This window comes from Microbacterium jepli, assembly GCF_047237905.1.
In the GTDB taxonomy this organism is placed as follows: domain Bacteria; phylum Actinomycetota; class Actinomycetes; order Actinomycetales; family Microbacteriaceae; genus Microbacterium.
In genome coordinates this window covers 2,080,882-2,094,883 of the sequence record NZ_JBDFLW010000005.1, presented here as the reverse complement: position 1 = coordinate 2,094,883, position 14,002 = coordinate 2,080,882, and the positions used below count along the sequence as shown (strand labels likewise).

At 70.6% G+C, this 14,002-nt stretch carries 11 protein-coding genes and 1 tRNA gene; 3 read left to right on the top strand and 9 right to left on the bottom strand.

The features are described 5' to 3' along the window. Positions 1-15: 15 nt before the first annotated feature. From ABC304_RS14185 to polA, 7 genes are all read right to left on the bottom strand, one after another. Positions 16-465, bottom strand: a complete 450-nt coding sequence (locus ABC304_RS14185; RefSeq protein WP_412931564.1) for an SRPBCC family protein — start codon at positions 463-465, stop codon at positions 16-18. 91 nt (positions 466-556) lie between these two features. Continuing rightward, the gene (locus tag ABC304_RS14180) at positions 557-1,525 is read right to left on the bottom strand and encodes an alpha/beta fold hydrolase (protein WP_412931562.1); all 969 of its coding nucleotides are present in this window, start codon (positions 1,523-1,525) and stop codon (positions 557-559) included. A 92-nt stretch (positions 1,526-1,617) separates the two neighbouring features. Further along, complete coding sequence (locus ABC304_RS14175; protein WP_412931559.1) at positions 1,618-2,379, bottom strand: SGNH/GDSL hydrolase family protein; 762 nt, start codon at positions 2,377-2,379, stop codon at positions 1,618-1,620. 15 nt (positions 2,380-2,394) lie between these two features. Continuing rightward, complete coding sequence (locus ABC304_RS14170; protein WP_412931557.1) at positions 2,395-3,783, bottom strand: MFS transporter; 1,389 nt, start codon at positions 3,781-3,783, stop codon at positions 2,395-2,397. Between the two features lie 30 nt (positions 3,784-3,813). Further along, a complete protein-coding gene (locus ABC304_RS14165; RefSeq protein ID WP_412931555.1) occupies positions 3,814-4,857 on the bottom strand; it encodes an LLM class flavin-dependent oxidoreductase in 1,044 nt (347 codons plus the stop codon). Positions 4,858-4,969: 112 nt separating this feature from the next. Continuing rightward, positions 4,970-6,649 carry a DUF885 domain-containing protein gene (locus ABC304_RS14160; protein WP_412931553.1) on the bottom strand — a complete coding sequence of 560 codons (1,680 nt, stop codon included), beginning with the start codon at positions 6,647-6,649 and terminating at the stop codon, positions 4,970-4,972. Between the two features lie 40 nt (positions 6,650-6,689). After that, on the bottom strand, positions 6,690-9,329 hold the full coding sequence (polA, locus tag ABC304_RS14155) for a DNA polymerase I (RefSeq protein WP_412931551.1): 2,640 nt from the start codon (positions 9,327-9,329) through the stop codon (positions 6,690-6,692). Between the two features lie 53 nt (positions 9,330-9,382). Between polA and ABC304_RS14150 the strand changes: the two genes are divergently transcribed. Beyond that, entirely contained in the window at positions 9,383-9,814 is a 432-nt protein-coding gene (locus tag ABC304_RS14150) for a hotdog fold thioesterase (RefSeq protein WP_412931549.1), read from the top strand. Between the two features lie 33 nt (positions 9,815-9,847). Here ABC304_RS14150 and ABC304_RS14145 read toward each other — a convergent pair whose 3' ends face one another. Continuing rightward, positions 9,848-10,468 (bottom strand): ANTAR domain-containing response regulator, encoded by a 621-nt coding sequence (locus ABC304_RS14145; protein ID WP_412931548.1) that lies wholly within the window; start codon positions 10,466-10,468, stop codon positions 9,848-9,850. Positions 10,469-10,636: 168 nt separating this feature from the next. Here ABC304_RS14145 and ABC304_RS14140 point away from each other — a divergent pair. After that, positions 10,637-10,722, top strand: a tRNA-Leu gene (locus ABC304_RS14140). 93 nt (positions 10,723-10,815) lie between these two features. Continuing rightward, on the top strand, positions 10,816-12,447 hold the full coding sequence (locus ABC304_RS14135) for a RecQ family ATP-dependent DNA helicase (protein WP_412931547.1): 1,632 nt from the start codon (positions 10,816-10,818) through the stop codon (positions 12,445-12,447). A 61-nt stretch (positions 12,448-12,508) separates the two neighbouring features. Here the strand turns inward: ABC304_RS14135 and pyk are convergent, their stop codons facing one another. Next, a complete protein-coding gene (gene pyk / locus ABC304_RS14130) occupies positions 12,509-13,960 on the bottom strand; it encodes a pyruvate kinase (protein ID WP_412931545.1) in 1,452 nt (483 codons plus the stop codon). Positions 13,961-14,002: the final 42 nt, after the last annotated feature.

Below are 14,002 nucleotides of genomic sequence, written 5' to 3'. Positions count from 1 at the left end.
GGATCCGCTATGCCGTCATCGTCCGCGCGCGGTGCGGGCTTCCAGGAGCGCCTGGATGCGCGCGACGCCGGTGGAGAGGTTGCTGCGCACGCCCTGCTCGATCATCGGCTCGACCAGGCGCATCATGCCGGTCGGCTCGCCGTCGATGCGCGCCACCAGCCGTGTGCGCTCGCCGTCCGGCGTGAGGTCGAAGGTGACCGTGGTCGGCAGCGGGCCCGATTCGCTGGTGATGCGCATGCGCCGCGGGGCGTCGAAGTCCGTGACCCGGAACTGGAACTCCACTTCGCGACCGACGGCCGTCATGCGCGAGCGAAGGCGGCTGCCGACACCGATGGGCGGCGGCGACAGCAGCTCCTCGGAGATGACCGAGGGGTCCCAGAGCGGGCGGCTGGCGCCGTCGCTCACAAAGGCGAACACCTCGTCGACGGGGTGGTCGATCACGGCGGTTTCGATGACGGTGAACATCGGGCTCCTCGCGGGTCGTCGTGCGATCAGACCATGGCGATCCTGTCGGACGCAAAGGGTGGCGCGGCGGCGGCGATCGTGCAGTGCCGCGTCACCGATCCGGGTCGTACGCCTCCCACAGGATGCGCGCGTGCAGCCGCTTGGAGGCCTCGACTCCGCGCGGGTCCTGCCGGAGCGCGCTGAACCACTCGCGGACCCGGGCTCCGACCGCGGCGAGCACCATGCGCACATCGGCGTGGCGGGCGGGCGGCAGGGCGGCCTGCGCCTCCGGCATCCGCCCCTTCCGCGGCAGCTGGCCGTCGAGGTGCCGGACGGCCAGGCGCGCGACGCCGATCGCATGGCCGTTGATCACGGAGTGGGCCGCGCCCTCGATCTCCCAGCGCCACGCGTCCTGCGCGGCCGCGACGATCCGCGAATGGAAGCGCCGCGGCGACGAGCGGTCGAACTCCCCGCGGATGAGGAGCACCTTCGCCGTGACGGGCGCGATCTGCTCCAGCATCCGGAAGCGCAGCATCGCCGGCAGCGTGCGCAGGAAGTAGCCGGTGCCGCAGAGCAGGTAGGCGGCCAGTGCCGTCATGGCGAGGTGGAGCGACTCGTGCAGAGACGACTGCGCGAAGCGCACGGCCTGGATGAGCGCTCCCGGCTCCCTGTCGTCGACCACGGGCCCGACGAGGATGGCGTGGCTGATGTGCGGACGCCGCCGCAGCACCTCGACGACGACCTGCGTGCCCATCGAGTGTCCGAGCAGCACCGGGTTCGCCAGGTCGAAGCGGTCGAGGACGGCCTCGACCTGGTCGGCGAAGAACGCGGTGTCGGGCTGCGCGGACGGCTTCGGCAGACCGCCGAAGCCGGGGAGGTCGAGCGAGTACACGTCGCCGCGGTGCGCCAGGGTGGGGGCGAGGAACTCGAAGTACGTCGAGGCCACCCCGAGCCCTGCGACCAGCACGAACGGGCGCGACGGGCCCGGTTCGGTCATGGCGACGTGGGTCACCCGGGTGACGGCGTCGTCGCACCGGACGAGATCGACGTCGATCCGAATGGGCGAGCGGTCATCGGGCATCTCCCCAGGATGTCAGGTCATCACGTCGCCACCGACCCGGCGCTCTAGCCTGGGGGGCATGGATGTCTGCCGGCGAGGCCTGACGCGCCCGCTCAGGCCACGAAGGGCTCGACGCGCGTCCAGGCGGCGTACTTCGCGTGCCGGTCATCGCCGGACGACGTGCCCGTGAGGCGGCGACGCACCCACGGTCCGACGTACTCGCGATAGTACTGCCGACCGGTCGGACGCGCGGCGTCGATCTCCGGCAGCGACCACCACTCCTTCGGCGGCGTCTCGCCGAGCGCCTCGAGCACGCGCGCGGCCACCCGGTGATGCCCACGGGCGTTCATGTGCAGTCGGTCCTCCGACCAGTAGGCGGGGCGCGACAATTCGGCGTCGGGCCAGTTGTACGCGCGGATCACATCGGGCCGGTCGGCGATGCGCTGCTCGACGGCGGCGCTGAGCAGGTCGCCGCGGCGCTGGAAGACGCGACCGAGCGGCAGCTGCGCCGAGGGGTTCGCGCCCGACAGCAGGATGAGCTGCACGCCCTCCTCGTCGCAGCGGCGCAGCACGTGCGAGAACGCGTCGACGATGCGCGTCACCGACGCGCGCGGACGGAGGATGTCGTTGCCGCCGCCGTTGAACGACAGGTGCGTGGGGCCGAGCGCCAGCGCGGGTTCCAGCTGCTGCTCGACGATGGGCCAGACCAGCCGGCCGCGGATCGCGAGGTTGGCGTAGTCGACGGGGGCGCTCGAGGAGGCCGCCCAGCCCTGGGCGACGAGGTCGGCCCATCCGCGCACGTGGCCGTCGGGCAGGTCGTCGCCGACGCCCTCGGTGAAGGAGTCGCCGATGGCGACGAAGCGGATGGACGGCACCGGCCCAGCCTAGGCTCAGCGGTCGTCGAGCGCGGCACCCCGTCGGTCGGCGAGTCCCCAGGCGGCGAGCGCGGCGACGGCGAAGAACGCGGCGAACACCACGAAGAGCGCGGGCGCGCCGCCGAGGGCCAGCAGAGGCGGCACGGTGAGAGGTGCGGCGATGGACGCGAGACGCCCGACGCCGGCCGCCCAGCCCGAGCCCGTGGCCCGCATCGAGGTCGGATACATCTCGGGGGTCACCGCGTACAGTGCGCCCCACGCGCCGAGGTTGAAGAACGACAGCGCCATCCCCGTGCCGATGATCATGGCCTCGGAGCCCGCCGTGCCGAACAGGACGGCGGCGACGGCCGATCCGGCGAGGAAGACCGACAGCGTCAGCCGTCGGCCCCACACCTCGATCAGCCACGCGGCCACCGCGTAGCCGGGCAGCTGCGCGAGCGTGATGATGAGCGTGAAGCCGAACGAGCGGACCAGGTCGTATCCCTGCGACACCAGGATCGTCGGGATCCAGATGAACGCGCCGTAGTACGAGAAGTTGACGCAGAACCACACGAGCCAGAGGCTGCCCGTGCGTGCGCGGAACTCCGCGGACCACAGCGCCGCCAGGCGCTGGCGGGTGGTCGGAGCGACGACCGGGGCGACGGATGCTGCGGCCACCGGCATCCGCTCGGGCGCGGTTGCGGCATCCGCTCGCCGGCTGCCGACGGGGGCTGCGGCCTCGAATTCCCGCACCACGGCGTCCGCCTCGACGACGCGGCCGCGTCCCGCGAGCCAGCGCGCGGATTCGGGGAGCCCCCAGCGGACGACGAGCGCATAGACGGCGGGAACGGCTCCGAGCGCGAAGGCCCAGCGCCAGCCGTCGGCGGAGCCGGGGATCACGAGGTAGCCGATGAGCGCGGCCGCGGTCCACCCGATGGCCCAGAACGCCTCCAGGATGACGATGAGCCGCCCCCGGATGCGCGCCGGCGCGAACTCGCTGACGTAGGTGGAGGCGACCGGGAGCTCGGCGCCGAGGCCGAGCCCGACGAAGAAGCGGAAGACGAGCAGGAGTGCGAGTCCGCCGACGAGGGCGCTCGCCCCCGTCGCGACGCCATAGACGATGAGCGTGAGGGCGAAGACCTGGCGGCGCCCGAAGCGGTCGGCCAGCAGCCCGCCGAGCGTGGCGCCGATCGCCATGCCGATGAAGCCGACGGAGGCGATCCACGCGGTCTGACCCGGCACCAGCTGCCACTGCACGGCGAGTGCCGCGATGATGAACGAGATCAGGCCGACGTCCATCGCGTCCAGCGCCCAGCCGAGCCCCGAGCCGGTGAGCACCTTCAGGTGCTTCCGGTTCAGGGGAAGGCGGTCGAGCCGGTCGGCGGGCGAGTCGTCGGTCGCGGTCGCGGGCGCGGCATCCGTCATGTGGTCATCGTAGGCGTCGGCGCGCCGGGCTCAGGCCAGCATGTCGCGCACGAGCGGGATGACCTTCGTGCCGTACAGCTCGATGGAACGCATCATGTGCTCGTGCGACAGCGTGCCCGTCGAGAACTTGAGGTCGAAGCGGTCCAGACCCAGCAGCTGCACCGTGTGCGCGATCTTGTGCGCGACGGTCTCGGGCGAGCCGGAGTAGATGGCTCCCTCGGGTCCGACGTCGTGCTGGAAGCGCATGCGGCTGTAGGGAGGCCATCCGCGCTCGCGGCCGATCGTGTTGTTCATCGCCTCGAAGCCGGCGTACGCCTCGTGCCACGCCTGCTGGTCGGTCTCGGCGATGTGCCCCGGCGAGTGCACGCCGATCGGGAGCGCGTCATGGCCGAAGCTGTCGACGGACCGGTGGAAGAGGTCGACGTACGGGCGGAACCGCTCGGCCGGCCCGCCGATGATGGCGAGCAGCAGGCCCAGGCCGTGCCGCGCGGTGCGCACGACGGACTCGGGAGATCCGCCGACGCCGACCCAGGCCTTCAGGCGCGATCCGGTCTTCGGATACACGTCGGCCGCGTCCAGCGATGCCCGCGTCGTGCCGTTCCAGGTCACGGGCTCCTCGTCGAGGAGCTTCGTGAACAGGTCGAGCTTCTCCTCGAACAGTGCCTCGTAGTCGCGCAGGTCGTAGCCGAAGAGGGGGAAGGACTCGATGAACGACCCGCGCCCGAGGGTGACCTCGGCGCGTCCCTCCGAGAGCGCGTCGAGCGTCGCGAAGCGCTCGAACAGACGCACCGGGTCATCCGACGACAGGACCGTCACCGAGGTGCCGACCTTCAGCCGCTCGGTCCGGGCGGCGATCGCAGCCAGCACCACCTCGGGACTGGAGATCGCGAACTCCTTGCGGTGGTGCTCCCCCACCCCGAAGAAGTCGACACCCACCTCGTCGGCGAGCACCGCCTGCGACACGACGTTGCGCACGGTCTGCGCGTCGCTGACGCGGGTGCCCGTGGAATCCACGGTCACGTCTCCGAAGGTGTCCAGGCCCAGCTCCACCGCGGATGCATCGTGCTCGGTCATCGTTCTCTCCTCGGCGCGGCGCCTCCCGACGAGGCGTGTCTATGCGCATGCATACAAACGCGCACGGGGCGCGGCTATTCCCGGGGCGGGGAGGACCCGCCCCGGGAACCGGTCAGACGGCGCGCTCGAGCGCGGTGCGCAGGGTGTCGAGACCGACGCCCCCGATGTCGAGCGCCTTCTTGTGGAACTCCTTGATCGAGAAGGCGTCACCCCGGGCCGCCGCGTAGTCGTCGCGCGCCTGCTCCCAGATGCGCTGCCCGACCTTGTACGACGGCGCCTGGCCGGGCCAGCCGAGGTAGCGGTTGACCTCGAAGCGCACGAACTCGTCGGACATGTTGACGTTGCGGCGCATGAACTGCAGCGCGTAGTCGGCGTCCCAGTTGCCCTGGCCGTCGGGGCGCGGCTTCTTCAGGTGCACTCCGATGTCGAGCACGACACGCGCGGCGCGCATGCGCTGGCCGTCGAGCATGCCGAGCCGGTCGGCCGGGTCGTCGAGGAAGCCCAGCTGCTCCATCAGGCGCTCGGCGTACAGGGCCCATCCCTCGGCGTGGCCCGACGTGCCGGCCAGCAGCCGGCGCCACGAGTTGAGCTCCCCGCGGTTGTAGACGGCCTGCGCGATCTGCAGGTGGTGGCCGGGAACGCCCTCGTGGTAGACGGTGGTGAGCTCCCGCCAGGCGTCGAACTCGGTCACGCCCTCGGGCACGGACCACCACATGCGGCCGGGCCGCGAGAAGTCGTCGGTCGGGCCGGTGTAGTAGATCCCGCCCTCCTGGGTGGGCGCGATCATGCACTCGAGCCGGCGGATCGGCTCGGGGATGTCGAAGTGCGTGCGGCCGAGCTCCTCGATGGCGCGGTCGCTCGTGCGCTGCATCCACTCCTGCAGCGCCTCGGTGCCGTGCAGGCGTCGCGCCGGGTCGGACTCGAGGAAGCCGACGGCCTCCTCGACGGAGGCGCCGGCCTTGATCTCATCGGCGATCGACTCCTGCTCGGCGACCATGCGCGCGAGCTCCTCGACGCCCCACTCGTACGTCTCGTCGAGGTCGATGACGGCCCCGAGGAAGCGCTGCGACTGCAGGGCGTAGTGCTCGCGGCCGACCGCGTCCTCCTCCCCCGCGGCGGGCGCCAGCTCGCGCTGCAGGAAGCCGGCGAGACGGTCGTAGGCGACGCGGGCGGCGTTGGCGTTGTCGGAGAGCTCGCGGGCGAGGGATGCCGGCAGCTGACCCTCCGCAGGAGCGGCACCGCCGGCGAACTCGGCGAAGAACCCGGTGTCGGCGGTGTAGCGGCCGATCTGGGTGGCCACCTCCGACACCTGGCGGCGTGCGGGTACGACACCGCGGGAGATGCCTTCGCGCAGCGTCGCGATGTAGCCGTCGACGGCGTCGGGCAGCGCCGAGAGGCGGGTGGAGATGACCTTCCAGTCGTCGGAGGTGTCGGTGGGCATGAGGTCGAAGACGGCGCGGATGTCCTGCGCGGGAGAGGCGATGACGTTGACGTCGCGCAGGTGCCAGCCGGCCTCGTGCACGGCGAGGTCGAGGCGCAGCTCGCGGCTCAGGTCCTCCTGCGTGACCCGGTCGATGTCATCGACGGGGTCGGCGGCCTCGAGCGCCGTCAGCGCGCGGCGGGCGGCCTCCGCCATCCGGTCCGCGCCTTCCGGGGAGTAGTCGCCGAAGCGGTCGTTGTGCTCGTTGCGCCCGATGTAGGTCGCCAGGGTGGGCGCGAGCTCGGCCAGGGTATCGACCCACGCGTCGGCGATCGTGTCGACCGGGGTGGGTGTGCGTGATGCATCCGTCATGGTTTGAGCCTAGGAGCGCGTCCCGTTCCCGACAATCAGGTCAGTGCCCGGCTTCGTTCCAGTCCGCGCCGCGGCCGATCTGCACGTCGAGGGGAACGGTGAGGGACGCCGCATCGCCCATGCGATCCCGCACGATGCGCTCCGCGGCATCCCACTCCCCGGGCGCCACCTCCACGACGAGCTCGTCGTGGATCTGCAGCAGCACCCGCGACGACAGCTCTTGCGCCGTGAACTCCTGGTGGATGTTGAACAGCGCGACCTTCATGATGTCGGCGGCGCTTCCCTGGATGGGAGCGTTCAGCGCGGCGCGCTCGGCGTTCTCGCGCAGCACCCGGTTGGGGCTGGTGAGATCGGGGAACGGGCGGCGGCGGCCGAAGATCGTCTCGGTGTAGCCGTCGATGCGCGCCTGCTCGACCGACGACCGCAGGTAGTCGCGCACGGCGCCGAAGCGCGAGAAGTACTCCATCATGAGCTGCTTCGCCTCGGACTGGTCGATGCGCAGCTGCTTGGACAGCCCGAACGCCGACAGGCCGTAGACGAGGCCGTACGACATCGCCTTCACCTTCGTGCGCATGGGGGGCGTGACGTCGGCGGGGTCGACGTTGAAGACGCGCGAGCCGACGAAGCGGTGCGTGTCCTCCCCCGAGTTGAAGGCCTCGATGAGCCCGGGGTCTTCCGAGAGGTGCGCCATGATGCGCATCTCGATCTGCGAGTAGTCGGCCGTCAGCAGGGCCTCGTAGCCCTCGCCCACTTCGAACGCCGAGCGGATGCGGCGGCTCTCCTCGTTGCGGATCGGGATGTTCTGCAGGTTGGGATCGGTGCTCGAGAGCCGGCCGGTCTGGCTGCCCGTCTGCACGTACGTGGTGCGGATGCGCCCGTCGGCGACGATCGCGGTGTCGAGCGACTCGATGATCTGGCGGAGCTTGGTGGCCTCGCGGTGCTGCAGCAGCAGGTTCAGGAACGGGTGCGGGCTGCTCTCCTGCAGATCGGCCAGGACGGCGGCATCCGTGGAGTACCCGGTCTTGGTCTTGCGGGTCTTCGGCAGCGCGAGCTCCTCGAAGAGCACCTCCTGCAGCTGCTTGGGCGAGCCGAGGTTTACCTCGCGGCCGATGGCGGCGTAGGCGTCCTGCGCGATCGCGTCGGCGCGCGCGGCCAGCTCGGCGGAGAAGCCGGACAGCTTCTCATGGGAGACGGCGACGCCCGCCAGCTCCATGTCCGCGAGGGTATGCAGGGTCGGCAGCTCGATGTCGCGCAGCACGGATGCCACGGATTCTGCGAGCTCGGCGCGCTGCGCCTCGGCGACGCGGAGGGTGTACCAGGACAGCTGGCCGAGGGAGGCGCCGTCGTCCTCGGGCACGAGCTGCTGGGGGTCGGCCTCCGGGAGCTTCTCGCCGAGGTAGCGGTCGACGAGGTCGGCGAGCGTCTTGTCGGGGAAGCTCGGGCGCTGCAGCCAGCCCGCGAGGATCGTGTCGAAGACGAGACCGTCGAGGCGCACGCCCTCGCGGCGGAGCGCCTTGACCTGCACCTTCGCGTCGGTGAACACCTTCGGGGCATCCGACTCCAGCCAGGGGCGGAGGGCGTCGGCGAGCTCGTCGCTCCACTCGGCCTCGACCACCGCGGTCGGCACGGCCAGTCCGATGCGCTGCGGGTGGCCGCTGTGGGTGGTGAGGGTGACGGCGACCTCGCCCTCGGCCTCCTCGACCCAGCGCACGAGCTCGGCGGGCGTCGGCTCGGTCGGCGCGGGTGCGGCCTGCCCGGGGGCGGAGGGCTGTGCGGCCATCGCCTGGTCGATGCCCGCGGCCTCGAAGACGCGAGGCAGCAGCGTGCGAAACTCGAGCTGCGCGAAGATCTCGCGCACGGCCTGCGCATCGATGGGCTGCACCTCGAGCTGCTCGGGCGTGACCGGCAGCTCGACGTCGGTGAGCAGGCGATTCAGGGTGCGGTTGCGGCGCACGTCGTCGAGGTGCTCGCGCAGGTTGTTGCCCACGACGCCGGTGACCTTGTCGGCGTTCTCCAGCAGCGCCTCGAGCGAGCCGAACTGGTTCAGCCACTTGACGGCGGTCTTCTCCCCCACCTTCGGCACGCCGGGGAGGTTGTCGCTCGTCTCGCCGACCAGGGCGGCGATGTCGGGATACTGCTCCGGCTCCACGCCGTAGCGCTCGCGCACGGCCGCCGCGTCGTAGCGCTTCAGCTGCGAGACGCCCTGCACGTTCGGGTAGAGCAGCGTCACGCGGTCGTTGACGAGCTGGATCGTGTCGCGGTCGCCGGAGCAGACGAGCACGTCGTAGCCGGCCTCCGCGCCCTGCGTGGCGAGGGTCGCCAGGATGTCGTCGGCCTCGAAGTCCTCCTTGGCCAGCACGTGGATGCTCATCGCCGCGAGGCACTCCTTCAGGAGCGGGATCTGGCCCTGGAACTCCTTCGGCGTCTCGGAGCGGTTCGCCTTGTACTCCGTGTAGGCGCGCGTGCGGAACGACTGCCGCGACGTGTCGAAGGCCACCGCCATGTGCGTCGGCTTCTCGGCCTTGATGAGGTTGATCAGCATCGCGAGGAACCCGTAGATCCCGTTCGTGTGCTGCCCGTCTTTCGTGGAGAAGTTGTCGACCGGGAGGGCGTAGAACGCCCGGTAGGCCAGCGAATGGCCGTCGACGACCAGAAGGGTAGGCTTCGAAGGATCCGTCACCGTCCCAGCCTAGCCAGCGGTGCCGACACGAATCCCGACGTCGAGAGCGACCTATGAGCGACCAGCCCCCCGCCGACATGAACGGACTCGAATGGGCGGCCCGCCGCGGCATGGGCACCCTCGCGGAGAAGATGGGCTTCCAATGGGTGGAGTTCACCCTGGAGCGCTGCGTCGCCACCATGCCGGTCGAGGGCAACACCCAGCCGGTGGGTCTGCTCCACGGCGGTGCCTACGTGGTGCTGGGCGAATCGCTCGGCTCGATGGCCGCGAACCTGCACGCCGGTCCCGGACGCCTCGCCGTGGGCGTCGACATCAACGCGACCCACACCCGGTCGGCGACGTCGGGCCTCGTGACGGGCGTGTGCACGCCGATCCACCTCGGGCGGAGCATGACCGTCCACGAGATCGTCTGCTCCGACGATCAGGGCCGCCGGTGCAGCACGATCCGCATCACGAACCTCATCAAGGACGCGCCCGCCGGCTGACCGGATGCCGCGGCATCCGGTCATCGAGAGGTGTCAGGCCTTCTTCGGCGCGAGCTGCTCGATGATCGCCTTGGCGACGTCCTGCATGGTGAGGCGGCGGTCCATCGACGCCTTCTGGATCCAGCGGAACGCTTCGGGCTCGCTGAGCCCCATCTTCTCGTTGAGGAGGCCCTTGGCCCGGTCGACGAGCTTGCGCGTCTCGAAGCGCTCGACCATGTCGGCGACCTCGGCCTCGAGCGTGATGATCTGCTCGTAGCGGGCCAGCGCGATCTCGATCGCGGGCAGGAGGTCGTTCGGCGTGAACGGCTTGACGACGTACGCCAGCGCACCGGCCTCGCTCGCGCGCTCCACGAGCTCCTTCTGGCTGAAGGCGGTGAGCAGGACGACGGGCGCGATGTGGTTCTTGCTGAGCTTCTCGGCCGCCGAGATGCCGTCGAGCTGGGGCATCTTGACGTCCATGATGACCAGGTCCGGGCGGAGCTCGGTGGCCAGCTGCACGGCGGTCTCGCCGTCGCCGGCCTCGCCCACGACGTCGAAGCCGTTGTCGCGGAGGATCTCGACGATGTCGAGACGGATCAGCGATTCGTCCTCGGCGACCACCACGCGACGAGGGGCGGTGGACGAGGATTCTGCCGTCGGCTCTTGGTCAGTCACGATTGAATCCTACGGCCACAAAGGCGCGACATCCCAACGGACCCGTCGACGACGTACGACGGAGGCGTCCCGGGAGCACGGGGGCACCATCCACCGGTGACGGGCGCCCTGGGGTCGAGCCCCGGACGGCGCGGGTCTCTGCGGTAGGGTCGTTCCGCGAGTGTGCGGGCCGGTGTGGCGGAATGGCAGACGCGACCGACTCAAAATCGGTTGTCCGTGAGGGCATGTGGGTTCGAGTCCCACCACCGGTACCACCTGGCGGAAGACCATCTTCGCCGCGCTGTCAATCCCTCCGGCCGGTGTCCGGAGGCTCGATGAGACTGAATGCTCATCGAGCGGAGGACGCGTTGAGCGCAGACAGGATCGACCGGGCGGCACGGGAGCTGTTCGGGTGGGAATCGGTGCGGGACGGGCAGCGGCGCAGCGTCGAGGCGCTGCTGGAAGGCCGCGACGTCGTCGCGGTGATGCCGACCGGCGCCGGCAAGTCCGCGGTGTATCAGCTCGCGGGGGCGCTGCGGGACGGGCTCACGCTCGTGGTCTCGCCCCTCATCGCGCTGCAGATGGATCAGCTCGAGCAGCTGTCCGCGGCGCCGGCCGCCCCGCGGGGAGCGGCGGTCAACTCGTCGCTCGGCGCGCGGGCGATCGAGGACGCCTGGGTGCAGGCGGAGTCGGGCGACATCAGGTTCCTGTTCCTCGCGCCCGAGCAGCTGGCGAAGGACGAGGTGCTCGATCGGCTGGCCGGTCTCGACGTCGGGCTGCTCGTCGTCGACGAGGCGCACTGCGTGGCCTCATGGGGCCATGACTTCCGGCCCGACTACCTGCGGCTCGGCGACGCGCGCGAACGCCTCGGCGGACCGCCGACCGTCGCGCTCACCGCGACGGCGGCCGAGCCCGTTCGCGAGGAGATCGCCCGGCGTCTGTCGCTCGATGATCCGCTGCTCGTGGTGCAGGGCGTCGACCGCCCCAACATCGACCTCGAGGTGCGCCGGCACGCCGACGAGAACGAGAAACGGCAGCACCTGCTCGACCTGGTGGTGGAGCTCGGCGGCTGCGGGCTCGTCTACGCGGCCACGCGGCGCGAGACCGAGGAGTACGCCTCCGCGCTGGCCGAGCGCGGCATCCGCTCCCTCGCCTACCACGCAGGACTCCCGGCGAAGGATCGTCGTGCGGTCCAGCAGGCGTTCCACGACGGCGACGTCGACGTGGTCGTGGCCACCAGCGCCTTCGGGATGGGCATCGACAAGCCCGACGTCCGCTTCGTCGTGCACGCCTCGGTGCCCGAATCGCTCGACGCCTACTACCAGGAGGTCGGTCGCGCCGGCCGCGACGGCGAGGCGGCGCGGGCCGTGCTGTTCTACCGCTCCGAGGACCTCGGCATCCGCAAGTACTTCACCTCCCGCAGCGTCGACCGCGCGCGACTGAAAGCCGCGTACAAGGCGGTGGTGGCCGCGCGCGTGCCGATCCGCGCCGCCGCGCTGGCGCTGGCGGTGCGGGTGTCCTCTCGCGCGATCACGGGCGTGGTCAACCTCCTCGTCGAGGCGGGCGCGGTGCGCATGACGCGCGCGGGCATCGAGGCGGTCGGAGCGCTCACCACGCGACAGGTCGTCGCGCGCTCCGTGGAGGCCTCCGATCGCCGGGAGCGCATCGAGGTGTCGCGACTCGAGGTCATGCGCCGCTACGCCGAGACGCGCGACTGCCGGCGCCGCGTGCTGCTGTCGTACTTCGGCGACGAGCTCGACGAGCCCTGCGGTCACTGCGACACGTGCCGCGCAGGCACCGCATCCGCCCACGAGGAGGAGCCGGATGCCGCGCCCGCCCCGTTCCCGTCGGGTTCGACGGTGCGGCACGCCGCGTGGGGCGAGGGCAGCGTCGTAGAGGTCGACCCCGACCGCCTGACCGTGTTCTTCCCGTCGGAGGGGTACAAGGTGCTCGCCCTGGACGTCGTGCAGGAGGGCGATCTGCTGCGACGGGTGGCGTGACGACGGCGACGGCCGCGTTCCCGGGGGAACGCGGCCGTCGCCGTTGCAGTGAAGGCTGTGCCTACTGCTGCACCGCCTGGTAGATCGGAGCCTTGCCGTGCAGGGCGTCGCCGATCTTGTGGATGCGGATGTCATTCGTCGAGCCGATGATTCCGGGAGGGGATCCGGAGATCACGACGACCTTGTCCCCGACCTCGGCCAGGTCGTTGGAGAGGAAGTAGTCGTCGACCTGGATGAACATGCGGTCGGTGTGCACGACGTGCTCCACCAGCGTCGACTTCACGCCCCAGGTCAGCGCCATGCGGCGTCGGATCGCCGGGTCGGGGGTGAACCCGATCATGGGGATGCGGGGACGCAGGCGCGACATGCGGCGGGCAGTGTCGCCCGACTCGGTGAAGATGCAGAGGAACTTGGCCTCCACGAACTCGGCCACCTCGAGCGCGGCCAGCGTGATGGCGCCGCCCTGCGTGCGGGGCTTGGTGGTGAGGGGCTGAATGCGCTCCAGGCCGTGCTCCTCGGTCGAGTCCACGATGCGGGCCATGGTCTCGACCACGACGACCGGGTACTTGCCGACGCTGGTCTCGCCCGAGAGCATGACCGCGTCCGCGCCGTCGAGGACGGCGTTGGCGACGTCGCTGGTCTCGGCGCGGGTGGGCACCGGGTTCTCGATCATCGACTCGAGCATCTGCGTGGCGACGATGACGGGCTTCGCCATGCGGCGGCAGAGCTCGACGGCGCGCTTCTGGACGATGGGCACGGCCTCGAGGGGCAGCTCGACGCCGAGGTCGCCGCGAGCGACCATGATGCCGTCGAAGGCGTCGATGATCTGCTCGAGGTTGTCGACGGCCTGCGGCTTCTCGATCTTGGCGATGACCGGGACGTGACGCCCCTCCTCCGCCATGATGACGTGCACGCGCTGGACGTCCTTCGCGTCGCGCACGAACGACAGCGCGATGAGGTCGGCTCCGATGTTGAGGCCCCAGCGGAGGTCCTCCTCGTCCTTCTGGCTCAGCGCCGGGACGTTGACGGCCACGCCGGGGAGGTTGATGCCCTTGTTGTTGGACACCGGTCCGCCCACGATGACGCGGGTGGTGACGACCGTGCCGTCGGTCTCGACGACCTCCACGCGCACCTTGCCGTCGTCGATGAGGAGGAAGTCGCCGGGCTTGACGTCGTTCGGCAGACCCTTGAACGTGGTGCCGACGATCTCCTTCGTGCCGAGGATCTCCTCGGTGGTGATCTTGAAGATGTCGCCGGCGGCGAGGTCGTGCGGTCCGTTCTCGAACTTGCCGAGGCGGATCTTCGGGCCCTGCAGGTCGACCAGGACGGCGACGGGGCGACCCGCGTCGTCGGCGGCCTTGCGGACGTTGGCGAAGTTGGCCTCGTGGACCGAGTAGTCGCCGTGGCTGAGGTTCAGGCGGGCGACGTCGACGCCGGCATCGATGATGGCTCGCACCTGGTCATATGACGAGGTGGCGGGCCCGAGCGTGGCGACGATCTTGGCGCGTCTCATCCGTGTGTTCTCCGGGTTCCGGGAAGGGGTGGGGGGTGTCGA

What these genes read in the sequence shown, in the direction of transcription:
- ABC304_RS14165 (WP_412931555.1), bottom strand. Translation starts at nt 4,857, where the DNA reads ATGACCGAGCACGATGCATCCGCGGTGGAGCTGGGCCTGGACACCTTC.
- ABC304_RS14160 (WP_412931553.1), bottom strand. Translation starts at nt 6,649, where the DNA reads ATGACGGATGCATCACGCACACCCACCCCGGTCGACACGATCGCCGAC.
- ABC304_RS14180 (WP_412931562.1), bottom strand. Translation starts at nt 1,525, where the DNA reads ATGCCCGATGACCGCTCGCCCATTCGGATCGACGTCGATCTCGTCCGG.
- pyk (WP_412931545.1), bottom strand. Translation starts at nt 13,960, where the DNA reads ATGAGACGCGCCAAGATCGTCGCCACGCTCGGGCCCGCCACCTCGTCA.
- ABC304_RS14185 (WP_412931564.1), bottom strand. Translation starts at nt 465, where the DNA reads ATGTTCACCGTCATCGAAACCGCCGTGATCGACCACCCCGTCGACGAG.
- ABC304_RS14170 (WP_412931557.1), bottom strand. Translation starts at nt 3,783, where the DNA reads ATGACGGATGCCGCGCCCGCGACCGCGACCGACGACTCGCCCGCCGAC.
- ABC304_RS14150 (WP_412931549.1), top strand. Translation starts at nt 9,383, where the DNA reads ATGAGCGACCAGCCCCCCGCCGACATGAACGGACTCGAATGGGCGGCC.